We start from the raw sequence: 19,735 nt of genomic DNA, 5'->3' as shown, positions 1-19,735 counted from the left end.
CCCCTCCCCGACCCGGTCCGGCCCCCAGCTTCGCACACCGGAGCACCGCCCGCCGCCCATCCCCGGGTGAACGGCGGGCGCTCACAGCCTGGCAGACGCCCCGTCAGCCGGATCGGGAGGAGGCTGCGGCTCAGGCCTGCTTGAGGTCCGGGATCCGCCAGTCGATCGGGTCGACCCCGAAGCCGTCCAGCGCGGTGTTGATCTGCGAGAACGGCCGGCTGCCGAAGAACAGCTTGGCGGACAGCGGCGACGGGTGCGCGCCCTGGACCACCACGTGCTTCCCGGTGTCGATCAGCGGCAGCTTCTTCTTCGCGTAGTTGCCCCAGAGCACGAAGACCACCGGCTCCTCGCGCGCGCTCACCGCCTTGATCACCGCGTCAGTGAACTTCTCCCAGCCCTTGGCCTTGTGCGAGTTGGCCTCGTGCGCGCGCACCGTGAGCACCGCGTTGAGCAGCAGCACGCCCTGCTCGGCCCAGTGCATCAGGTAGCCGTTGTCCGGCGCCGGGATGCCGAGGTCGGCGTCCAGCTCCTTGAAGATGTTGCGCAGCGACGGCGGCGTCTTGGTGCCGGGCAGCACCGAGAAGCTCATGCCGTGCGCCTGGCCGTCGTCGTGGTACGGGTCCTGGCCGAGGACGAGCACCCGGACCTTCTCGTACGGAGTGGCCTCCAGCGCGGAGAACTCCTGCCCGCTCGGAGGGAAGACCTGGTGCTCCGCCCGCTGGGCCGCCACGAAGGCCGCCAGCTCGGCGAAGTACGGCTTCTCCGTCTCGGCGCCCAGCACCCCCCGCCAGGACTCCGGCAGCTCCAGCCCGGTACCCGCCTGCGCCTCGCCCACGTTCGCCTCGACCGTCCCCGCCTCGACCGTGTCCGTCACGACGACCTCTACCTCCCACCGGGCGGCCGCTCACCGCGGCACCGCCCCGACCCGCGGGCGTATCGCGCCGCTCGCGCCGTACGCCCTCTTTCACCCCGAACGCTACACAGACCCACCGACAACCGGCTCAACGCCCAGCTCACGGGCCGCCGCCCGCACCACCCGCAGGTGCTCGACCGCGTTCAGCGCCACCAGTACCACCGCGAGCGACACCAGCGCGGTGATCGCCGGCCACCGCACCATCAGCGGCGCGAGCGCCAGCACCACCGCCGCCGCCGCGATCCGGGTCGTCGCGACCGAGCGGAACATCATCCAGCGGGTGTAGCCGAAGGTCAGCAGGTACAGCCCGCAGCCCCCGTACAGCAGCGCCACCGAGCCCGCGCCGAGCGCCCGGCGCGGATCCGCCACCGTCTCCCCGAAGCCGACCGCCACCGCGATCACCCCGGCGACCAGCGCCAGGTGCCCGTACTGGAAGACCCGCCGCACGACGTCCCGGCGCGAGTCGGCGACCTCGACGGCGTGCCGCATGGCGTCGGCCGCGTACACGAAGTACTGCCACCAGAGCCCGGCCGAGATGGTGAACGCGGCGGTGACGGCGACGAGTTCGGCCGCGTCCAAGCGGGCCGCCGCCGCGGTGGCGCCGATCCCGACGATCGACTCGCCGAGCGCGACCAGCAGGAACAGGGCGAACCGTTCCGGCATGTGCGCCGGGTGGTACGCGACGTTCGCCAGCCGCCGGCGGAACACCATCGGGGCGGACAGGTCACAGAGCGCCGCCAGCCCCCACAGCACGACCCGCGGCTCCTCCGGCAGCAGCCCGCCCGCCACCAGCAGCGGCCCGCTCACCAGCACCCCCACCCCGTACGGCCCGCGCCACGCCCCCGGGATCCGCACCACCAGGAGCAGCAGCACGATCCGCGCCGCCCAGTACGCGGCCCCGAGCAGCACCCCCCGCCCCTCGTACGCCCCGGGCACCGCGAGCGCCATGACCAGCCCGGTCAGCCCGACCGCCAAGATCCCGAGCCGGTCCCGCGCGATGTCCACGTCCCGGATGTTCGCCTGCACGGTCGTCCCCACCCAGCACCAGTACACCGGCACGAACACCACCAGCGCCCGGACGACCCCCGCCCAGTCGTGGTGGTGGTGCAACAGCCCCGACACCTGCGTGATGGCGAACACGAACACCAGGTCGAAGTACAACTCCGCCCAGGTGACCCGCTTCTCCCCCGCCAACTCCCCCGCGCCGCCCATTCCGTCCTCCCCGACGCCCACAGCGAACGGGCCCCGTTCCCGGCCATCGGCCGGGAACGGGGCCCGCAACAGCAACCCCGAGGCTAGAGCAACCCGACCGGGGCACATGATCGGCACCTCCGATCGGCAAGCCCTCCGGGGCCGCCACCGACCCCAACGACGGCGACGACCCTCCACTTCGTGCAGCGCCCGTTCACTGACGTTGCCGTCAACTACTGCCGTCACGTAGCCATGAGGCCCCGCCAGGAATTCTGGCGGGGCCTCATGTTTGCTTCTGGAGCTCTCCGGAGAACTCGAATTTTCAGCTTTCCAGAACACTCCGGCGTCCAACCGCTGCCTCGACGACCCGGGGGCCGGCGGCACCGACGGCCTCCAGCTCTGGCTGTGGGACTGCCACACCTTCGACAACCAGAAGTGGATCACCACCGCCAACCGGCCGGTCAACCTCCACTCCGGCGCCAACACCACCAAGTGCATGGACGCCAACGGCCCGGAGGACGGCTCGCAGGTCCAGCTGTACGACTGCTGGAACGGCCTCAACCAGCGCTTCGACCTGCGCACCGACCACACCGTCCGGGTCTACGAGAAGTGCCTGACGGCCGACGGCACCACCGACGGCAGCCCGGTGAAGGTCCGCACGTGCACCGGCGACGCCAGTCAGAAGTGGGAGTTCTGGGGCGACGGCACGCTGAAGAACCCGGCCTCCGGCCGCTGCATCGACGATCCGGCGGCCGGAGCCTCCAACATGGTCGCGCTCTGGATGTGGACCTGCCACACCTACGCGAACCAGCGCTGGATCTCCGGCTGACCGGTCCCTGACGGGCCGCCGGTGACGGCGGTTCCTCCCGGCCCCCGGGCCGGGCCCTTCCGCTGCGGCGGGGGCCCGGGCCGGGGGCCGGTCCGTGCTGTGGGCGGGCTCTGTGAGCGGCCGGGGCGGACGACTACGCTGGGGCGCGTTGGGGCAGCCGAGCGGCGCCCGGCCGGCCACCGGTGTCCGGTCCGGAGCGATGCACGAGATCGTTCAGAACCATCGCAAGACGTAGGAGACACCGACGTGGCAGAGCGAGAGCGCAAGCCGATCGATTCCTGGCTGACCGACATGGACGGCGTCCTCATCCACGAGGGCGTGCCGATCCCCGGGGCCGACACCTTCCTGAAGCGGCTGCGCGACTCCGGCAAGCCGTTCCTGGTCCTCACGAACAACTCGATCTACACCCAGCGCGACCTGCACGCCCGGCTGGCCCGGATGGGGCTCGACGTCCCCGTCGAGCACATCTGGACCTCGGCGCTGGCCACCGCCAAGTTCCTGGAGGACCAGCGGCCCGGCGGCACCGCCTACGTCATCGGCGAGGCCGGCCTGACCACGGCGCTGCACGACGTCGGCTACGTCCTCACCGACACCGACCCCGACTTCGTGATCCTCGGCGAGACGCGGACCTACTCCTTCGAGGCGATGACCAAGGCCGTCCGGCTCATCGACGCGGGCGCCCGGTTCATCGCCACCAACCCCGACGAGACCGGGCCGTCCGCCGAGGGCGCGCTGCCGGCCACCGGGGCGGTGGCCGCCCTCATCACCAAGGCCACCGGGGTGGAGCCGTACTTCGTCGGCAAGCCCAACCCGCTGATGATGCGGGCCGGGCTGAACGCCATCGGCGCGCACTCCGAGAACAGCGCGATGATCGGCGACCGCATGGACACCGACATCGTCTCCGGCATGGAGGCGGGCATGTCGACCTTCCTGGTGCTCACCGGCCTGACCCAGGCGGAGGACGTGGAGCGCTTCCCCTACCGGCCGACCCGGGTCGTCGAGTCGATCGCCGACCTGGTCGACCTGATCTGAGCGCACCGGCACACCGGGGGCCCTCCGTGCGGGGAGGGCCCCCGGGCCCGGGAGCCGGTCGTCATGCCCTCCTCAAGGGCTCCTTAAGACGCCCCTAACGGCGGTGACGCCCCTCGGCAGCGCGGCCCGGTCCGGCTACCGTGAACGCCACGCCGCCGCGTCCCCCACCGCGGCGGCGGCACGCTTCCGCTCCCGGGCGCCCCGGTGCGGGGACCCGTCCCCGCACCGGCCGCCGGGGCCACCGGCGAAGGCCGGCGCCGAAACCGGGGCCAACCGGACGCGCCGTGGTTGAGTAGGACGCATGACGACCTCCGCGCACCGATCCCCGGCCACCCCCTCCGGTACCCGCCCGCCCTTCCGCGTCGGTCTGATCGGCTACGGCCTGGCCGGCTCCGCCTTCCACGCCCCGCTCATCGCCACCACCCCCGGGCTCCGGCTGGACGCCGTGGTCACCGCCAACCCGGAGCGCCGCGAGCAGCTGCGACGCGAGCACCCCGGGGCGCGCGCCGTCGACACGCCCGAGCAGCTGCTCGCCGACCCGGAGGCGCTCGACCTGGTCGTCATCGCCTCCCCCAACCGCACCCACGCCCCGCTGGCCCGTGCCGCGCTGGCCGCCGGGCTGGCCACCGTGGTCGACAAGCCGCTGGCCGGGACCGCCGCCGAGGCGGCCGAGCTCTGCGCGCTCGCGGAGGCGAGCGGCACCCTGCTCACCGTCTTCCAGAACCGCCGCTGGGACGGTGACTTCCTCACCGCCGCCCGGCTGGTCCGCGAGGGCGCGCTCGGCCGGGTGCACCGCTTCGAGTCCCGCTTCGAGCGCTTCCGCCCCAAGCCCAAGCCCGGCTGGCGTGAGCTCGCCGACCCGGCCGAGGTCGGCGGCACCCTCTACGACCTGGGCAGCCACCTCGTCGACCAGGCGCTCACGCTCTTCGGGCCGGCGGAGACGGTGTACGCCGAGATCGACGTCCGGCGCGACGGCGCGGTGGTCGACGACGACGCCTTCGTCGCCCTCACCCACGCCAACGGCACCCGCTCCCACCTGTGGACCAGCGCCCTCGCCCCGCTCGTCGGCCCGCACCTGCGGGTCCTCGGCGACACCGCCGGGTACGTCAAGTCCGGCATGGACCCGCAGGAGGCCGCCCTGCGGTCCGGCCTGCGCCCCGACGCCGCGACCCCCTGGGGCGCCGAGGACCCGGCCCGCGACGGCGTGCTCGGCACCGACGAGTCGACGGTCACCGTGCCCACCGACGCCGGCGACTACCCCGCCTTCTACGTCGGGGTCGCCGCCGCCCTGGCCGACCCCGGCACCCCGCCGCCGGTCGACCCGCGCGACGCCGTGGCCACCCTCACCGTCCTGGAGGCCGCACGCGCCTCGGCCGCGACCGGCCGCACCGTCCGACTGGGCTGACCCAGGCCGACCGGCGCGGGGGCGGGTCCGGCCCGCCCCCGCGCCCGTGGACCCTGCCTCGCCTACCGCCGCTCCCACAGCTGGTTGGCGCCGCCGTTGAACCACCACAGCTGCGCGGGCGCGCCCTGGGCACCGCTGAAGCCGCCGATCTCCAGGACGAGATCGGCGCCCCGGATGACTGTGCTCGCGGGATCCGTGCGGGACGGGATCGTCCAGAGCAGCCAGCGGCCGCAGGTGACCTGGACCAACTGGGTCCCGCCGGTGGGACCCACCGGGCTCCCGTTCGGCCAGTACGCGCACTTGCCGCTGTGGACGTTGACCAGCGCCCAGTCGCCGGTGGCGACATCGATGGGGCCCACCAGCTTCCACTTCTGGTTGTCCCCGCCCGTGCAGTCCCACTGCCGGACCGGCGCCCCTTCGTCCAGCCGCCAGTCCGCCACTTCCAGGCACTTCCCGCTGCTGCGGTTGACGTACTGGAACGGACCGGCGGTCGCCGGGGGATCGCCCGACCCCATGACCGCCGCCGACGCGGCGGCCGCCGGGCCGCTGAGCACCAGCATCGCGCCGGCCGCCACCGCACCCGCACGCACCGCCGCCCGCCTCTTCGGACGGAACGTCATGTCCCCACCCCTTCGCCCGTACGGGACGGCCGGCCACACGGCTCGCCCTGGCGTCCGCCCCGCTCCACTCCGCCACGGCGAATCGATGATGACAGCTCCACGAATCCTTCACAAGAGATACACGCCTCCCCGCCCCGGCCCCGCCGGAACCTCACCGGGCTCTCCTGAACTCCGCTGAACTCGGCCCGCCGCCCTGCCATTTCGCTCGCCCGTTCGCCTACGCTGCATCCCATGCAGACCTGGGGGGAGCGGTATCAACAGGGCCTGACGGACAGTGCGGAGCAGCGGCGGCGGGCCGAGGCCGACGCGGTCGCGCTGCAACGCCGCAGCTGGGCCCGGGGCGAGAACGTCCACTGGACACCCGTCACGGTGACCACCCCGGACGGACGGCCGGTGGGCCTGCGGGTCGTCTGGGTGGGCGCCGGCCTGCCCGGCGACGGGAAGCCCGACAAGCGCGGGGCCCGCAATCGCCTGGTCGTCGGCATCCTCGGGCTCCTCACCCTGCTGTCGGAGCTCGGCGGAGCCCTGGTGTTCCTGGGCCTCGCCCTCCGCTGGCTGCACATCGAGCTGACCGGCCGCCCGCACTACGCCGTCCTCGCCACCGCCGACGGCGTCCCCGTCGCCGTCCACCGCACCCGCCGCCGCAAGCAGGCCCTGACCGCCGCCGCCGCGCTCGCCGACCGCGTCGAACGCGAGGGCACCACCGCCCTCCACCTCCCCGCCCCGGCCACCGCGAGCAGCCGATGAGCGCCACCCGCATGATGACCCTGCAACGCCGCAGCTGGGCCCGGGGCGAGAACGTCCCCTACACCGGCCACGTCGCGGTGGCCGGCCCGGACGGCCGGACGGTCGGCCTCTCCGTCGTCCGGCTCGACGTCCCCGGCGCCGTCCCGAAGCCGAAGCGCCGCCGCAGCGGCCCGGGCATCGAGGCCTCGGGCCTCGCCTCCGACGCCTCGGGCATCGGCGCCGCGCTCGCGATGGTCGCCGTTCTCGGCTTCTTCCTGTTCGTCGTCGGCCGCTGGCTGTTCAACGAGCTGACCGGCCGCCCGCACTTCGCCGTCCTGGCCACCGCCGACGGCGTCCCCGTCGCCGTCCACCGCACCCGCCGCCGCAAGCAGGCCCTGATCGCCGCGGCCGCCCTCGCCGACCGCGTCGAGCGGGACGGCGCGGCGGCCGTCACGGCCGCGGGCGGCTGAGCGGGGTCAGACGCCGATGACCTCCACGGCCGAGCCCAGCCCCTTGAAGTCCGCGACGTTGCGCGTGTACAGCGGCAGGCCGTGCGCGGAGGCGATCGCGGCGATCATCAGATCGATCCGGCGCGGGCGCGGCTGGCGGCCGGCGGCGATGGTCAGGGTCACCAGGGTGCCGTAGCGGGCGGCGGCGGCCGCGTCGAAGGGCAGCGGTTCGAAGTCCGCCATCGCCGCGCCCAGCACCTCCATCCGGGCCGCCCGGCTGATCGGGTCGCGGGCCATGGAGACGCCCTGCTGCAGCTCGGCGAAGGTGATCGCGGTCAGCTCCGGCACGGCGGGCAGGTCGGCCGGGCTGAGCAGCGCCAGGTCGATGTAGACGCAGGTGTCCAGCACCCCGGCGGGCCGCCGCCGGGACGCCCGTCGCCGCTCAGCCACGCGGCCGCTCGAACGGGTCGCCGTCCTCGTCCCCGACCAGCTCCTCCGGGCCGAAGTACTCCTCGGCCTCCTTGCGCAGCTGCTGATAGTCCACGCGTGGCAGCTTCACGTGCCGCGCCACCAGTTCCTCCGCCGTGAGCCGGCGCCGTCCCGCCACCGGCCGCAGCTCGGCGACCTCGACCCCGTTCCTGGTGATGTGGAAGGTCTCCCCCGCCTCCACGGCGTCCATCACCGCGGCGGAGTTGTTCCGGAACTCCCGCTGGGTAATCGTCTTCATCCTCCCAAGGTAGCCCCGTGTAGCACCTGCGGCTACACCCCTGCCGCCGATCCCGTGAAAAGGTCGTGCGGAGGCCGGGCCCTTCGTTGCCGGGGCCGGACGGGACGGGCCGGGTGCGGCGGGTCAGCGCCGCCCGGACGCCCTGAGCCGGGAACCGGGGCGGGGGCCCGATCGTCTTCCCGCTGTGTAGAGCCGGGATCCGGAGCGCCGAAGGAGGGCAGGGACGTGGCGGTGGTCGCGATGCTGCTCGGCGTCCTCCGGGTGCTGATGGGCGGGGAGTGGCTCGCCGAGGGCGGCGGGTCGCTGACCTCGGTGGCGGCCGCGGCCGCCGTGGTGCTGGTGACCGGGGCGGTCGCGGGGGCGCTGGTCGTCGCGCGGCTGCTGGGGGCGCGGGCACCGGCGAACGTACGGGACGGGATGCTGCGCAGGCGCGCGTTCCGGACGGCGTTCCTGCCGCAGCGTGATCCGGACGCCCGGGGCCGACGGCGTCCGAGGGCGCCGGGCGCGGCCCCGGCGGCCGCGTAGTCCCGGTAGCAGTCCTTCCCGGAACCGCCGTACAGCGCGGCCGTCCTCCGCCGACCACTCGTACCCCGAGACCCCGGAGGGCTCGCCCCGTCATGTCCGTTTTCGCCGTTCTCGACCCGGCCGTCGGCCTGGCCCACGACATCGTCGCCGCACTCGCGCACGTCGTCCCGACCGCGCTCGCGATCGTCCTGTTCACCGTCTGCGTCCGGCTGGCGCTGCACCCGCTGGCGCGGGCGGCGGCGCGCGGCGAGAAGTCGCGCGCCCGGCTGGCACCGCGCGTCGCCGAGCTGAACCGCACCCACAAGGGCCGCCCGGAGAAGCTCCAGGCGGCGCTCGCCGAGCTCTACCGGGAGGAGAAGGCCTCGCCGTTCGCGGGATGCCTGCCGATGCTGGTGCAGATCCCGTTCTTCTCGGTGATGTACCGGCTGTTCACCACGCCGAACGACCTGCTCGGCCACACCCTGGCCGGCACCCCGCTCGGCCTGCACGTGGGCCAGGTGCAGGGCGCGGGGCAGTGGGCGGTGTTCGCCCTGCTGTACGCGGGCCTGGCGGCGGTGGCGTACGCCGGCTTCCGGCGGGCCCGGCGCGCCCAGGCGGCCCAGGCGGCGAAGGCCGCCGAGGGCGGCACCCCGCCGCAGCCGGGGCTGGCGTTCCTGCCGTACCTGTCCTTCGGCACGGTGCTGTTCGCCGCCCTCGTGCCGCTCGCCGCCGGGGTCTACCTGCTGACCACCACCACCTGGTCCGCCGTCGAGCGGGCCTGGCTGTACCGTGACGGCGCACCGGAGCCGGTGGGAGCGGCCCTGGTGTGACGCCCGGGTCCAAGTGCGGGCCGGGACTCCTCTAGCCTGTGTGATCGTTTGGGCCGGTCGGCCGGACGCTCACGCAGGTGAGCACACACAGGCGAAGGGAAGGGTCGGATCATGGCGGTCGCTGCTCCGGCGTTGGCCGAGTTGCGGGAGGTCTGCCAGCCGCAGGCGAAGCTGGCGAGCCGCAACGGGGAGCACTGGGCGGGTCGGCTCTACATGCGCGCCGTGTCGCTGCGGGTCACCCGCCAGTTGGTGCGGACCTCGGTCTCGCCCAACACGCTGACCTGGGTGATGGTGGTCTGCGGGGTGGGTGCCGGAGCGGCGCTGCTGATCCCCGGACTGCCGGGCGCGGTGCTGGCGGTGGTACTGATGCAGGGCTTCCTGCTGTTCGACTGCGTCGACGGCGAGGTGGCCCGCTGGAAGCGGCAGTTCAGCATGGCCGGGGTGTACGTCGACCGGCTCGGCGCCTACCTGGCGGACGCCGCGCTGCTGATCGGCGCGGGTGTCCGGGCGGCCCGGGGCGGCTCGGAGCTGTGGGTCTCGGTGGGCCTGGCGGCCGCGCTGGGCGTCGTGCTGCTGAAGGCGTCGACCGACCTGGTGGACGTCGCGCGGGCGCGCAGCGGGATGGCGCCCGCGGACGAGGAGTCGACGCAGCCGCGGTCGCAGGGCATCGCGACGGCGCGCCGGCTGGCGTCCGTGTTCAAGATCCACCGGGTGACCAACGGGATCGAGGCCTCGCTGGTGCTGCTGGCGGCGGCGGTCGTGGACGCGGTGGTCGGCACCACCGACCCCACGCAGGCGACGGTCGCCGCGATCACCGTGATCACCTGGGGGATGGTGGTCGCGCACCTGGCGTCGATCCTGTCCTCCTCCCGGCTGCGCTGAGCGGGCACCGGGCCCGGCTCCGGACGGCGCGCCACCCCGAGGGGTGGCGCGCCGTCGCGCGTCCGCGGGGTCCGGATCGCGACGACGGAACCCGACTACCGGGCGGTGGTCGTCCGTTCGTGCCACTCTTCTGGGAGGCGGGCCGGGGAGGGCCCGCCGTCCGTTGATGGGGGGCATGGTGGGATCGATCGGTGTTGTGTGCGCCGTGGCGGGGCTCGTCGGCGCGGGGCTCTTGCGGTGGCTGCCCGCCGGGGGGAGACCGGACGGGCTGACGGCGGTCGGCCTCGCGGGTGTGCGGGGCGGTCCGAAGGCCGCGCTGGCGGTGGCCGTCGTGGAACTCCACCTCGCGGAGGTGGTCGACACCGACCGGTACGGCCGGCTGCGGCGGGTGGTGCACACCGGCCCCGGACGTGACGCGACCCCGCTGCACCGGGCCGTGTGGGCGGCGGTCGGCCGGGACCTGTCGTTGGCCGACGCCGCCGTCACTCCGCCCGTCCGACGGGCTCAGGAGGAGGCGGTCGCCGACCTGGCCCGACGCGGCCTGCGCTGCGGCCGGGCCAGGCTGGCCGCCGCCGGCCTCCTGGCCCTCGCCGCCGGCGGAACCGCCGTGGCCGTCGCGGCACAGGGGTCCCTCTGGACGGGTCTGCCGCCGGCCCTGCTCTCGCTCGCCGTCCTGTGCGCCCCGGCCCGGACCCTGGCCGGGCACCGGCTGCTACGCGGGATGCGTCGGCGGCACCCCCTTCCCGGCACCGCCCCGGCCGAGCCGGAGGAGACCGGGCTCCTGGCCGCGCTCCACGGTCGCCGGGCACTGCGGTTGCTGGTGCCGGCGTTCGCCGCCCGCACCGGTCTGCTCGGCGCCCGCACCGCCCGGGAGACCGTCGCCCGGTCCGATGACGGCCCGCACGAGGGCTTCGCCGCCGGTGCCGACGGCGTCGGCACCTGAGGCCCTCCACGGCGGCGACGCCCCTCCGGGAGGCGCCGACAACCCCGATGGCACCGGTCGCACCGCCCCCGCCGTTCGGCCGGGCGGCGTCGTCCCCTCGGGGACGCCGGGGCTGATCCCGAGGGGTGACGCGACCGGCTTTCACGGGTGCGAACGTGGTTGCCGGGGCCCGGAGTTCGGGCTCCGGGGAGGGATCACCATGAACGTCACCCACACCACCTCCGCCACCCGGACCGGCCGACGCGCCAGGCGGCTCGCCGCCCTCGCGCTGGCCGGCGCCGCCGTTGTCGCACTCGCCCCGACGGCGGCGGTCGCGGCCGACGGCGGCAGCAGTTCGACCACCGCGGCGGCCGACGCCACCGGCCGCGCCGACCTGAGCCCCGAGCTGCGGGCCGTCGTCGAAGGCGGCGCCACCACGGCCGCACTCGCCGAGACCCGCGAGAACGGCCGCCGCACCTGGCGCGGCTCCGCCGGCGTCACCGACCTCGACTCACGGCGCCCGGCACGCGCGGACGGCCGGTTCCGGATCGGCAGCGTCACCAAGACCTTCGTCTCCACCGTCGTGCTCCAACTCGTCGACGAGGGCAGGCTCCGACTGGACGACCCGGTCGAGCGCCACCTGCCGGGCCTCGTCCCGAACGGCGGCGCCATCACCCTGCGCCAGCTGCTCAACCACACCAGCGGCCTGGACGACTACCTGGAGGACCCGCGCTTCCTCTTCCAGGGCGAGGAGAGCCTGCGCACCTTCCTCGCCGGACGCCGCTGGCAGGACTACCGTCCGGCCGAACTGATCGAGGCGGGCGCCGGCCGGACGCCGCGCTTCCCGCCCGGCCGGGGCTGGCACTACTCCAACACCAACTACGTCCTCCTCGGTGAGGTCGTCCGCAAGGTCACCGGGCACCGCTGGCAGCGCGAGGTGGAACAGCGGATCGTCGAACCGCTGGGGCTGAAGGACACCGTGTTCCCGGGCTCCTCGCCGGGCATCCCCGGCCCGCACGCCCACGGATACGCCCGACTGCCGGAGGGCCCGGTGGACATCACCCTGATCAACCCGACCGTCGGGGACGCGGCGGGCAACGGCATCTCCACCACCGCCGACCTCAACCGCTTCCACGCCGCCCTGTTCGGCGGCGCGCTGCTGTCGCCCGCGCGGTTCGCCGAGATGACGGCGGTCGTCCCCGCGGCCGACATCGACGCGCACTACGGGCTGGGGCTCATCCGCTACGACCTCCCGTGCGGCGAGGTCTGGGGCCACACCGGCGGCGTCCCCGGGTACAGCACGGTGTGGCTCGGGGCGAAGGACGGCACCCGGCAGTTCTCGCTCTCTTTCAACGATGTGGCCGGCGTGGAGAGCCCCGGCACCCACGCCGCGATGGACGCCTTCGTCCGGACGGCCTCCTGCGGACCGCGGGCCGCTGCAGAGGTGAGCGCGAACTCATCTCCCACAACGCCTCGTTGAGACCGGACATGCGCGACCGGTCGAGTGCCGGGGAGCGCCCGGCGTCAACCCCGCGGACGCCGATCCCATCGGTGGGCCACCCCGCCGTTCGGCCGGGTCGGGCCATACCCCCGAGGGCCACCGAGGCTGGTCCCGGAGGCTGACGCGACCGGGTGCGGCGGGTGCGAACGTGAGGGAAGGGGGCCGGAGTTCGGCCCCGGGGAGGGATCACCATGAACGTCATCCGCACCACTTCCGCCACCCGCACAGCGCGGTCCGCCACCCGGACCGGCCCGCACGCCGGGCGGCTCGCCGCCGTCGCGCTGGCCGGCGCCGCCGTCGTCGCGCTCGCCCCGACGGCGGCGGTGGCGGCCGACGGGGACAGCAGGTCGGCGGCCATCGTGACGGCCGACGCCGCCGCGCGGGTCGACCTCGGCCCCGAGCTGCGGGCCGTCGTCGAACGCGGAGCCTCGACGGCCGCGCTCGGCGAGGCCCGCGAAAACGGCCGCCGGGTCTGGCGGGACTCCGCCGGCGTCACCGACATCGACTCGCAGCGACCGGTGCGCGCCGACGGCCGGTTCCGGATCGGCAGCGTCACCAAGACCTTCGTCTCCACCGTCGTGCTCCAACTCGTCGACGAGGGGAAGCTCCGACTGGACGACCCGGTCGAGCACTACCTGCCGGGCCTCGTGCCGAACGGCGGCGCCATCACCCTGCGCCAACTGCTCAACCACACCAGCGGCCTGTACGACTACCTCGACGACCCGCGCTTCCTCTTCCACGACGAGGCCAGTCTGCGCTCGTACCTCGCCAACCGCCGCTGGACCACCTGGAGCCCGGCGCAGCTGATCGAGGTGGGCGTGCAGGGGACCCCGTACTTCGCGCCGGGGCAGGGCTGGCACTACTCGAACACCAACTACGTCCTCCTCGGCGAGCTGGTCCGCAAGGTCACCGGGCGCGCCTGGCAGAGCGAGGTGGACCGGCGGATCGTCAAGCCGCTTCACCTGGACGAGACCACCTTCCAGAACACCCGGACAGCCGTGCCGGGCCCGCACGCCCACGGGTACGTCACACTGCCGGAGGGCCTGGCGGACGTCACCCGGCTGAGCCCCAGCTTCGGCGACGCGGCCGGGAACGGCATCTCGACCGGCGCCGACCTCAACCGCTTCCACGCCGCCCTGTTCGGCGGCAGGCTGCTGTCGCCGGCCCGGCTCGCGGAGATGACGACGGCCGTCCCGGCACCGATGATCGGCGCGCACTACGGGCTGGGGCTGATCCGCTACGACCTGCCGTGCGGCGAGGTCTGGGGCCACACCGGCGGGCTCCCCGGGTACAACACCGTGTGGCTCGGGGCCAAGGACGGCACCCGGCAGTTCTCGCTCTCCTTCAACCTCTCGCAGGGGTCCGAGACCGAGGAGACCTTCACCACGTTGAACGCCTTCATCGTGAAGGCGTCGTGCGGTTCCGGCGCGGTGGCCGGGACGGGTGACGCGGCGGCGAACCCGCCGCTGAAGACGCTGCGTTGACCGACCCGTCGGACGGCGGGGCGGGCGGACGGGGAGGCTCGGCGTCAACCCCGGTGACGCCGATTGGCCAACGCGCCACCCCCGCCGTTCGACCGGGTCCCGGGATACCCCCGACGGACCACCGGGGGCCGCCGGCGCCGGTCCGGAGGACGACGCGGGCCCGGCGGGGCGGGTGCGAGTCTGAGGAACGAGGGCCCGAGGTCCGGGCCACGGGGAGGATGGTTCACCATGACGCTCGTTCGGACTCACGCACCGCGCAGACGAGCCCGGTTGGGGATCCGGCTGGCCTCCGCCGCGCTGGCCGGGGCGACGGTCGTCGCGCTCGCCCCGGCGACGGCGATGGCCGCCGAGCCCGCCGGAGCGGCCGGGGCCGAGGCCCGCCCGGGTGGCGTCGACGCCCGGGCGGAGCTGGAGGCGTTCATCGCGGACGGCTCCTCGACGGCCGCGTTCGCCGAGGTCCGGCAGAACGGCCGGCGGGTCTGGCGGGGTGCGGCCGGCACGTCCGACCTGGCCACCGGGCAACCGGTCAGGCCGGACGGCCGGTTCCGGATCGGCAGCGTCACCAAGTCGTTCGTGTCCACGGTCGTGCTCCAGCTGGTCGCCGAGGGCAGGCTGCGGCTGGACGACCCGGTCGAGCGCCACCTGCCGGGCCTCGTGCCGAACGGCGGCGCGATCAGCGTGCGCCAACTGCTCAACCACACCAGTGGGTTGTTCGACTACCTGGAGGACCCGCGGTTCTTCTACCGGGACGAGGCGAGCCTGCGCGACTGGGTCCGCGGGTCGAGCCGCTGGCAGGACTACCGGCCGGAGCAACTGGTCGCGGTCGGCGTCGCGCACCCGCCGTACTTCGCGCCGGGGCAGGGCTGGCACTACTCGAACACCAACTACGTGCTCGCCGGGATGCTGATCCGGAAGCTGACCGGGAAGAGCTGGCAGAGCGAGGTCGAGCGGCGGATCGTCAAGCCGCTGCACCTCGACGACACCGTGTTCCCCCGCTCCGAGACCGGCGTGCGCGGCCCGCACACCCACGCGTACGCCAAGCTGGCGGAGGGGCCGGCGGACATCACCCGCTTCAACCCGACCGTCGCCGACGCGGCGGGCAACGGCATCTCCACCCCTGCCGACCTCAACCGCTTCCACGCCGCCCTGTTCGGGGGCAGGCTGCTGCGGCCCGCCGAGCAGGCGGAGCTGAAGCGGACGGTCCCGACCGGCTCGGGCCACTCGTTCTACGGCCTCGGCGTGGCCCAGGCCGACTTCGGCTGCGGCCCGCTGTGGGGCCACGACGGCGGCCTGCCGGGATGGGGCACCCTGCTGTTCGGCACGGCGGACGGGAAGCGGCAGGTGGCGCTGTCGTACAACCCGTACGCGGGCGCGGACCCGTCGGGCCTCGACGCGGCGGTCGTCAACGTGGCGGTCAAGACGCTGTGCGGCGGCGCTGCGGCGGCTCCGGCCGACGTGGCGGCAGGGCTCTCGGCGCTGCGGGGCGCCGGGCGCTGATCGGTGCTCAGGGGCGGACCAGGGCCCAATGGGCCTTGGGGCCGGCGAACCACAGGGTGTGTTCGCCGCCTTTCGCGACGTAGTTCCCGAACGCGAGGGAGCACGTCGCGGGCTGTGCAACGCTGACGCTCACGCCGTACCCGCCGTCCGGGTCCCAGTACGCATCCCGGGTACCGTCGGCGATCTCCCGCAGGTCGTCGGCCTCCAGGGCCGTCGCCCCGCACGCCGAGGCCGGTATGACGGACGGCCCGAGCCGCTCGCCGTCCAGCAGCTCCAACCGGGTGCCGGCGGGCCCCTCGCTCACCACCCACCGGCCGACCACGCTCGGCGGCGGGTCGGGGGCGATGAGCCAGCTGAGTACGAAGAACGCGGCGAACACCGTAGCAGCACAACTCATCGGCTCCGGGCTGAGCTTCGGGGAGGAACGTCCTCCCGCCGATCGGCAGATGGACGGACGCACTCCGCCCCGGGGACGATGATCGGACCGCGACCGCCGTCGTCGCCGCCCACCCCCGGCGGCGGCGACGGCGGGGCAACGGCCGCGGCAGGCGCGTCCGGCCTGGCCGACCGGGCAGCCGGTCAGGCCGGGCGCGCGCCCCGGACGGGGGGCTACTCGGGTATGCGGTGGTCCTGGTCGTGGTGGCGTTCGTGGAGGGATTCCGAGCGGAGACGGCAGACGGCGCCGACGATCGCTGCCGTGATGATGAGGGCCAGGAGACCGAGTGTGGTCACGCGGCGTGGTCGAGCTCGAACCAGACCAGCTTGCCGCGCTTCTGGGGGTCGGCGCCCCAGCGGTGGGTGAGGCCCTGGACGAGCTGGAGCCCCCGGCCGGATTCGGCGAGTTCGGCGGGGGTGCGGGGGTCGGGGAGGTCCGAGGAGTTGTCGGCGACCGAGACGCGGAGCGTCCGGTCGAGGATGAGGACGAGGACGACGGGCGAGGCCGTACAGCCGTGGCGCCAGGCGTTGACGATCAGCTCGACGAGGGCGAGTTCGGCGTCCGCGATGGCGTCGGGGAGGAAGCCGGCGTGGCCCATGGCCGAGCGGAGGGCCTCGCGGGCGACGGTGAGGGAGGGGGTGTTGCGGTTACACATGGGGACACTCCCAGCGGTGTAGGTGGGGCGCACCGGATGGAGACATGAGGGTGCCAACTGCCCAGGTGAGTGACGTTGATGACGATCCGTCCGGTGAGCGGTGCATCACAGACTGTAGAGCAGAGGTGGCACATGTGCGGGCACTCTTCCCACCTTTGTCACTCGATAGAGGTGCTGCTGGACCCGCCGATGAATCAAGGTGGATGCTTGAGGGCATGCCACCACGAACCACCCCGACGGTCAGGCAGGAACGGGTCGGTATCGAACTGCGGAAGATGCGCGACAGCGCCAGCCGCACGACCGCCCAGGCCGCCGCACTACTCGGGCTCGATCGGACGAAGATCACTCAGATCGAGAAGGGGTACTACCCGGTCAACGCGGAGCGCATCCGCGCACTCGCCTCCGACTACGAGGAGAGCGATGCCGAGTTCATCCATGCTCTCTCCCGCATGGCCGAGGAGCGGCATCGCGGGTGGTGGGTCGAATATCGCGGCTCCGTACCAGCCGGGTTCTTGGACATCTCCGAGATGGAGTTCTTCGCCCAAGGCATGCACACCTACCAGGTCTGCCATATTCCGGGTGTCATGCAGACCGAGGAGTATGCACGTGCGATCTTCCAAGACGTCTATCCGCCGCTATCACCTCGCCTACTCGAAGCGCGTGTCGAGAATCGAGTCCAGCGCTCAGCTTTCCTGATGGCCGAAGGCGCCCAGCCATACACAGCCGTTGTCCACGAGGCTGCACTCCGGATGCGCTTTGGAGGTCGCAACGCTGCCCAGAGGCAACTGGAGCAGTTGTTGACCTTCTCGGAACTCCCCCACGTCACGCTCCACGTGCTCACCTTCGAGGCCAACGGCTTCAAGGGTGCTGGCCAAGGGATTATCTACGCGAGAGGCCCGCTTCCCCGGCTGGACACGCTCCAACTGGATGCAGTTGGCGGGCCGGTGTTCCTTCATGAACAGCGGCAGTTGGAGAACTATCGCCACATCCTGGAGACCATGACAGACCGCTCCCTGTCGCCGGGACAGTCCCGGGACTTCATCACAGTCCTCAAGAAAGAGATCTAGCACGATGGATGACCTCCGCTGGCAGCGCCCCGAAGCGTGCGGTGAAGGCGCGAGCTGCCCGGAAGTGGCCATGGCCGATGACATGGTCTATGTCCGGAGCAGCCTCCACCCCTCTTCCATAGCCCAGCTGACCATCACGGAATGGCGCGACCTCGTGGCCGGCATCCAGAACGGCGACTTCAACACCTGACCCGCATCCGTCAGCCGCCGGACCCGGGGAGGGCGCGGGCCGAGCCTGCGCCCTCCCCTCCCCTCCCCTCCCCTCCCGACCCTCCGCAAACTTCTTGGGAACCGTCTCCCCCCTGCGGACACCAGATCTGCGTGGAGTCCTCCTTGTCCAGTAAGCAGCCGCAGGCCGGCGGCGAGCGCCGGCTGTTCGCCGAGCTCTACGATCAGCACGCTCGCACGGTCTTCGCGCACGCGTACCGGTCCACCGGGGACCGCGACCTCGCGGACGACATCGTCTCCCTCACCTTCCTCGAAGCCTGGCGGCTCCGGCGGAAGCTCCGGGACGAAGTCCTCCACCCCCGCGCCTGGTTGCTGGCCATCGCCACCAACGTGCTCCGCAACACCGCCCGCACCGCGCGTCGGCACCGGGACGCGATGTCCCGGCTGCCGCGCCGCGATCCGATCCCCGACTTCGCCGACGAAGTGGTCAGCCGGATCACCGACGCCAACACGGCGGCGGCGGCCGTCCGCGCGCTGGACCAGCTCGGCGGGCCGGAGCGCGAGGTCTTCACCCTCGTCGTCTGGTCCGGGCTCGGCTACGCCGAGGCCGCCCAGGCCCTGGGCATACCCGTCGGCACCGTCCGCTCCCGGCTCTCGCGGGTCCGGGACAAGCTCCGCCGGATCGTCGACGCCGAGGATCCCCCCGCACCACGCCGGGCCTCCTCCGCCTCCTCGACGCCCGCCGGCCTCGCCATCAGCCATCAGTCCGTGGGCCACCACCAGGAAAGGCGGCCATGAGCAACACACGCACCGACCACTCCGAGTGGAACGAACACAGCGAGCGCCGTGAACTCGCCCGGTTGCTCCCCCCGCCGCCCCACCCGGAGCCCTCCCCCTCCCACCTGGCCGCCCGTCGTGACGTGCTGCTCGCCGAGTTCGGCCGGCCCCGCACCCTCTCCGCCCTCACCGCCCGCTGGCGCGGCCTGGTCGTGGTGGCCGCCGTCGCCACCGCCGCCGCCATCACCGCCGTCACCCTCACCCCGGACGCCTCCTCCACCCAGGACCCGCCGACCCCCGCCACCGCCGCCTCCGTCGAACTCCTCGACCGGATCGCCAAGGTGGCCTACAGCCAGCCGCAGTTCCCCGCCCAGGACAGCCAGTTCACCTACCTCAGGACGGTCGCCCACACCACCACCCTGTCCGAGGCCCCCGACGGCGCCATGGCACCCACCGCCACCACCGCCACCACCGAGCGCTGGACCGCCGTGGACGGCGGTCGCGCCGGCCTCCAGCGCCGCGACGGCACCGAGGGCCGGCTCCCCGCCGTCGACCACGGCTCGCTGAACTCCCCGACCTACCGGCTGCTGTCCACCCTGCCGACCGACCCCGACGCCCTGCTGAAGATGGTCTACGCCGACGCCCGGCCGAACCACGGCTCCGGTTCGGCGTCGACCGCCGGAGCGGACCACGAGGCCTTCATCGCCATCGGCGACATCCTGCGCGACTCGGTCGTCCCGCCCCAGGTGGGCTCGGCGCTCTACCGCGCCGCCGCCCGCATCCCCGGGGTGGTGGCCGTGGACGACGCGGTCGACGCCGCCGGGCGGCACGGGGTGGCGGTGGCCAGGGTGAACGACGGACGGCGCTTCGAGTGGATCTTCGACCGGACGACCCTGCGGCTGCTCGGCACCCGTACCGTCCTGGTCCGGGACAGCGCGTGGGGCAAGGTCGGGGACGATGTGGAGTCCACCGCCGTCCTCGCCCAGGGCATCGTCGACGCCGCCGGTGAGGCGGCGCCCGCGGGGGCCACGGAATCAAGCCACTGAGCCAATTCGGCCAGCCATTGACCGGTCCTCGTCGGAACTATTGTGCGATCGGCCGATCCGGCGTTGGGTCGTGG

23 protein-coding genes are annotated in these 19,735 nt (G+C 73.5%); 16 read left to right on the top strand and 7 right to left on the bottom strand.

Annotation, left to right across the window (positions count from 1 at the left end):
- Positions 1–130 precede the first annotated feature (130 nt).
- Together ACFVFS_RS02785 and ACFVFS_RS02780 are read right to left on the bottom strand one after the other, a co-directional pair.
- Positions 131–808, bottom strand: a complete 678-nt coding sequence (locus ACFVFS_RS02785) for a uracil-DNA glycosylase (RefSeq protein ID WP_380619442.1) — start codon at positions 806–808, stop codon at positions 131–133.
- A gap of 168 nt (positions 809–976) precedes the next feature.
- Positions 977–2,125 carry a low temperature requirement protein A gene (locus ACFVFS_RS02780; RefSeq protein ID WP_380619319.1) on the bottom strand — a complete coding sequence of 383 codons (1,149 nt, stop codon included), beginning with the start codon at positions 2,123–2,125 and terminating at the stop codon, positions 977–979.
- 268 nt (positions 2,126–2,393) lie between these two features.
- Here ACFVFS_RS02780 and ACFVFS_RS02775 point away from each other — a divergent pair, with 268 nt between their 5' ends.
- The 3 genes from ACFVFS_RS02775 to ACFVFS_RS02765 all read left to right on the top strand — a co-directional run bounded on the left by ACFVFS_RS02775 (position 2,394) and on the right by ACFVFS_RS02765 (position 5,370).
- Positions 2,394–2,933: a ricin-type beta-trefoil lectin domain protein gene (locus ACFVFS_RS02775; RefSeq protein WP_380619317.1), complete on the top strand. Its 540-nt coding sequence runs from the start codon at positions 2,394–2,396 to the stop codon at positions 2,931–2,933.
- Positions 2,934–3,224: 291 nt separating this feature from the next.
- Positions 3,225–3,965: an HAD-IIA family hydrolase gene (locus tag ACFVFS_RS02770; protein ID WP_376089726.1), complete on the top strand. Its 741-nt coding sequence runs from the start codon at positions 3,225–3,227 to the stop codon at positions 3,963–3,965.
- Between the two features lie 301 nt (positions 3,966–4,266).
- The gene (locus ACFVFS_RS02765) at positions 4,267–5,370 is read left to right on the top strand and encodes a Gfo/Idh/MocA family oxidoreductase (RefSeq protein WP_380619315.1); all 1,104 of its coding nucleotides are present in this window, start codon (positions 4,267–4,269) and stop codon (positions 5,368–5,370) included.
- 62 nt (positions 5,371–5,432) lie between these two features.
- Here the strand turns inward: ACFVFS_RS02765 and ACFVFS_RS02760 are convergent, their stop codons facing one another.
- Positions 5,433–5,990, bottom strand: a complete 558-nt coding sequence (locus tag ACFVFS_RS02760; RefSeq protein ID WP_380619313.1) for an RICIN domain-containing protein — start codon at positions 5,988–5,990, stop codon at positions 5,433–5,435.
- 231 nt (positions 5,991–6,221) lie between these two features.
- On the opposite strand from ACFVFS_RS02760, the gene ACFVFS_RS02755 reads away from it, so the two are divergent.
- Both ACFVFS_RS02755 and ACFVFS_RS02750 read left to right on the top strand, forming a co-directional pair.
- Positions 6,222–6,737 carry a hypothetical protein gene (locus ACFVFS_RS02755; RefSeq protein WP_380619311.1) on the top strand — a complete coding sequence of 172 codons (516 nt, stop codon included), beginning with the start codon at positions 6,222–6,224 and terminating at the stop codon, positions 6,735–6,737.
- Positions 6,734–7,186, top strand: a complete 453-nt coding sequence (locus ACFVFS_RS02750; protein ID WP_380619309.1) for a hypothetical protein — start codon at positions 6,734–6,736, stop codon at positions 7,184–7,186. The genes ACFVFS_RS02755 and ACFVFS_RS02750 overlap by 4 nt, the downstream gene beginning before the upstream one ends.
- 6 nt (positions 7,187–7,192) lie before the next feature.
- Here ACFVFS_RS02750 and ACFVFS_RS02745 read toward each other — a convergent pair whose 3' ends face one another.
- Positions 7,193–7,615 (bottom strand): type II toxin-antitoxin system VapC family toxin, encoded by a 423-nt coding sequence (locus ACFVFS_RS02745; protein ID WP_355370541.1) that lies wholly within the window; start codon positions 7,613–7,615, stop codon positions 7,193–7,195.
- Positions 7,608–7,892 (bottom strand): type II toxin-antitoxin system Phd/YefM family antitoxin, encoded by a 285-nt coding sequence (locus tag ACFVFS_RS02740; protein ID WP_380279392.1) that lies wholly within the window; start codon positions 7,890–7,892, stop codon positions 7,608–7,610. The genes ACFVFS_RS02745 and ACFVFS_RS02740 overlap by 8 nt, the downstream gene beginning before the upstream one ends.
- 225 nt (positions 7,893–8,117) lie before the next feature.
- On the opposite strand from ACFVFS_RS02740, the gene ACFVFS_RS02735 reads away from it, so the two are divergent.
- The 7 genes from ACFVFS_RS02735 to ACFVFS_RS02705 all read left to right on the top strand — a co-directional run bounded on the left by ACFVFS_RS02735 (position 8,118) and on the right by ACFVFS_RS02705 (position 15,512).
- Positions 8,118–8,417 (top strand): DUF6412 domain-containing protein, encoded by a 300-nt coding sequence (locus ACFVFS_RS02735; protein ID WP_380619307.1) that lies wholly within the window; start codon positions 8,118–8,120, stop codon positions 8,415–8,417.
- 92 nt (positions 8,418–8,509) lie between these two features.
- A complete protein-coding gene (locus tag ACFVFS_RS02730) occupies positions 8,510–9,226 on the top strand; it encodes a YidC/Oxa1 family membrane protein insertase (RefSeq protein ID WP_380619305.1) in 717 nt (238 codons plus the stop codon).
- 111 nt (positions 9,227–9,337) lie between these two features.
- Complete coding sequence (locus ACFVFS_RS02725) at positions 9,338–10,108, top strand: CDP-alcohol phosphatidyltransferase family protein (protein WP_380619303.1); 771 nt, start codon at positions 9,338–9,340, stop codon at positions 10,106–10,108.
- A gap of 205 nt (positions 10,109–10,313) precedes the next feature.
- Positions 10,314–11,051: a hypothetical protein gene (locus ACFVFS_RS02720; protein WP_380619301.1), complete on the top strand. Its 738-nt coding sequence runs from the start codon at positions 10,314–10,316 to the stop codon at positions 11,049–11,051.
- A gap of 199 nt (positions 11,052–11,250) precedes the next feature.
- The gene (locus tag ACFVFS_RS02715; RefSeq protein ID WP_380619299.1) at positions 11,251–12,510 is read left to right on the top strand and encodes a serine hydrolase domain-containing protein; all 1,260 of its coding nucleotides are present in this window, start codon (positions 11,251–11,253) and stop codon (positions 12,508–12,510) included.
- 212 nt (positions 12,511–12,722) lie between these two features.
- Entirely contained in the window at positions 12,723–14,015 is a 1,293-nt protein-coding gene (locus ACFVFS_RS02710) for a serine hydrolase domain-containing protein (protein WP_380619297.1), read from the top strand.
- A 228-nt stretch (positions 14,016–14,243) separates the two neighbouring features.
- On the top strand, positions 14,244–15,512 hold the full coding sequence (locus ACFVFS_RS02705; RefSeq protein ID WP_380619295.1) for a serine hydrolase domain-containing protein: 1,269 nt from the start codon (positions 14,244–14,246) through the stop codon (positions 15,510–15,512).
- 7 nt (positions 15,513–15,519) lie between these two features.
- Here ACFVFS_RS02705 and ACFVFS_RS02700 read toward each other — a convergent pair whose 3' ends face one another.
- Positions 15,520–15,909 carry a hypothetical protein gene (locus tag ACFVFS_RS02700; protein ID WP_380619293.1) on the bottom strand — a complete coding sequence of 130 codons (390 nt, stop codon included), beginning with the start codon at positions 15,907–15,909 and terminating at the stop codon, positions 15,520–15,522.
- 331 nt (positions 15,910–16,240) lie between these two features.
- Positions 16,241–16,603 (bottom strand): ATP-binding protein, encoded by a 363-nt coding sequence (locus ACFVFS_RS02695; protein WP_380619291.1) that lies wholly within the window; start codon positions 16,601–16,603, stop codon positions 16,241–16,243.
- A gap of 203 nt (positions 16,604–16,806) precedes the next feature.
- Here ACFVFS_RS02695 and ACFVFS_RS02690 point away from each other — a divergent pair, with 203 nt between their 5' ends.
- The 4 genes from ACFVFS_RS02690 to ACFVFS_RS02675 all read left to right on the top strand — a co-directional run bounded on the left by ACFVFS_RS02690 (position 16,807) and on the right by ACFVFS_RS02675 (position 19,661).
- Complete coding sequence (locus tag ACFVFS_RS02690; RefSeq protein ID WP_380619289.1) at positions 16,807–17,670, top strand: helix-turn-helix domain-containing protein; 864 nt, start codon at positions 16,807–16,809, stop codon at positions 17,668–17,670.
- 4 nt (positions 17,671–17,674) lie between these two features.
- Entirely contained in the window at positions 17,675–17,860 is a 186-nt protein-coding gene (locus ACFVFS_RS02685; RefSeq protein ID WP_380619287.1) for a DUF397 domain-containing protein, read from the top strand.
- A gap of 143 nt (positions 17,861–18,003) precedes the next feature.
- Positions 18,004–18,636 carry an RNA polymerase sigma factor gene (locus ACFVFS_RS02680; protein ID WP_380619285.1) on the top strand — a complete coding sequence of 211 codons (633 nt, stop codon included), beginning with the start codon at positions 18,004–18,006 and terminating at the stop codon, positions 18,634–18,636.
- Positions 18,633–19,661, top strand: a complete 1,029-nt coding sequence (locus ACFVFS_RS02675; protein ID WP_380619283.1) for a CU044_5270 family protein — start codon at positions 18,633–18,635, stop codon at positions 19,659–19,661. Before ACFVFS_RS02680 ends, ACFVFS_RS02675 begins: the two co-directional genes overlap by 4 nt.
- Positions 19,662–19,735: the final 74 nt, after the last annotated feature.

Source organism: Kitasatospora sp. NPDC057692 (genome assembly GCF_042799475.1).
GTDB lineage: Bacteria > Actinomycetota > Actinomycetes > Streptomycetales > Streptomycetaceae > Kitasatospora.
The sequence above is the reverse complement of the archived record's forward strand: the minus strand, read 5'-3'. Positions and strand labels throughout refer to the sequence as shown.

What these genes read in the sequence shown, in the direction of transcription:
- ACFVFS_RS02685 (WP_380619287.1), top strand. Translation starts at nt 17,675, where the DNA reads ATGGATGACCTCCGCTGGCAGCGCCCCGAAGCGTGCGGTGAAGGCGCG.
- ACFVFS_RS02700 (WP_380619293.1), bottom strand. Translation starts at nt 15,909, where the DNA reads ATGAGTTGTGCTGCTACGGTGTTCGCCGCGTTCTTCGTACTCAGCTGG.
- ACFVFS_RS02715 (WP_380619299.1), top strand. Translation starts at nt 11,251, where the DNA reads ATGAACGTCACCCACACCACCTCCGCCACCCGGACCGGCCGACGCGCC.
- ACFVFS_RS02765 (WP_380619315.1), top strand. Translation starts at nt 4,267, where the DNA reads ATGACGACCTCCGCGCACCGATCCCCGGCCACCCCCTCCGGTACCCGC.
- ACFVFS_RS02750 (WP_380619309.1), top strand. Translation starts at nt 6,734, where the DNA reads ATGAGCGCCACCCGCATGATGACCCTGCAACGCCGCAGCTGGGCCCGG.
- ACFVFS_RS02730 (WP_380619305.1), top strand. Translation starts at nt 8,510, where the DNA reads ATGTCCGTTTTCGCCGTTCTCGACCCGGCCGTCGGCCTGGCCCACGAC.
- ACFVFS_RS02770 (WP_376089726.1), top strand. Translation starts at nt 3,225, where the DNA reads ATGGACGGCGTCCTCATCCACGAGGGCGTGCCGATCCCCGGGGCCGAC.
- ACFVFS_RS02725 (WP_380619303.1), top strand. Translation starts at nt 9,338, where the DNA reads ATGGCGGTCGCTGCTCCGGCGTTGGCCGAGTTGCGGGAGGTCTGCCAG.
- ACFVFS_RS02760 (WP_380619313.1), bottom strand. Translation starts at nt 5,990, where the DNA reads ATGACGTTCCGTCCGAAGAGGCGGGCGGCGGTGCGTGCGGGTGCGGTG.
- ACFVFS_RS02695 (WP_380619291.1), bottom strand. Translation starts at nt 16,603, where the DNA reads ATGTGTAACCGCAACACCCCCTCCCTCACCGTCGCCCGCGAGGCCCTC.
- ACFVFS_RS02705 (WP_380619295.1), top strand. Translation starts at nt 14,244, where the DNA reads ATGACGCTCGTTCGGACTCACGCACCGCGCAGACGAGCCCGGTTGGGG.
- ACFVFS_RS02780 (WP_380619319.1), bottom strand. Translation starts at nt 2,125, where the DNA reads ATGGGCGGCGCGGGGGAGTTGGCGGGGGAGAAGCGGGTCACCTGGGCG.
- ACFVFS_RS02675 (WP_380619283.1), top strand. Translation starts at nt 18,633, where the DNA reads ATGAGCAACACACGCACCGACCACTCCGAGTGGAACGAACACAGCGAG.
- ACFVFS_RS02755 (WP_380619311.1), top strand. Translation starts at nt 6,222, where the DNA reads ATGCAGACCTGGGGGGAGCGGTATCAACAGGGCCTGACGGACAGTGCG.
- ACFVFS_RS02690 (WP_380619289.1), top strand. Translation starts at nt 16,807, where the DNA reads ATGCTTGAGGGCATGCCACCACGAACCACCCCGACGGTCAGGCAGGAA.
- ACFVFS_RS02740 (WP_380279392.1), bottom strand. Translation starts at nt 7,892, where the DNA reads ATGAAGACGATTACCCAGCGGGAGTTCCGGAACAACTCCGCCGCGGTG.
- ACFVFS_RS02710 (WP_380619297.1), top strand. Translation starts at nt 12,723, where the DNA reads ATGAACGTCATCCGCACCACTTCCGCCACCCGCACAGCGCGGTCCGCC.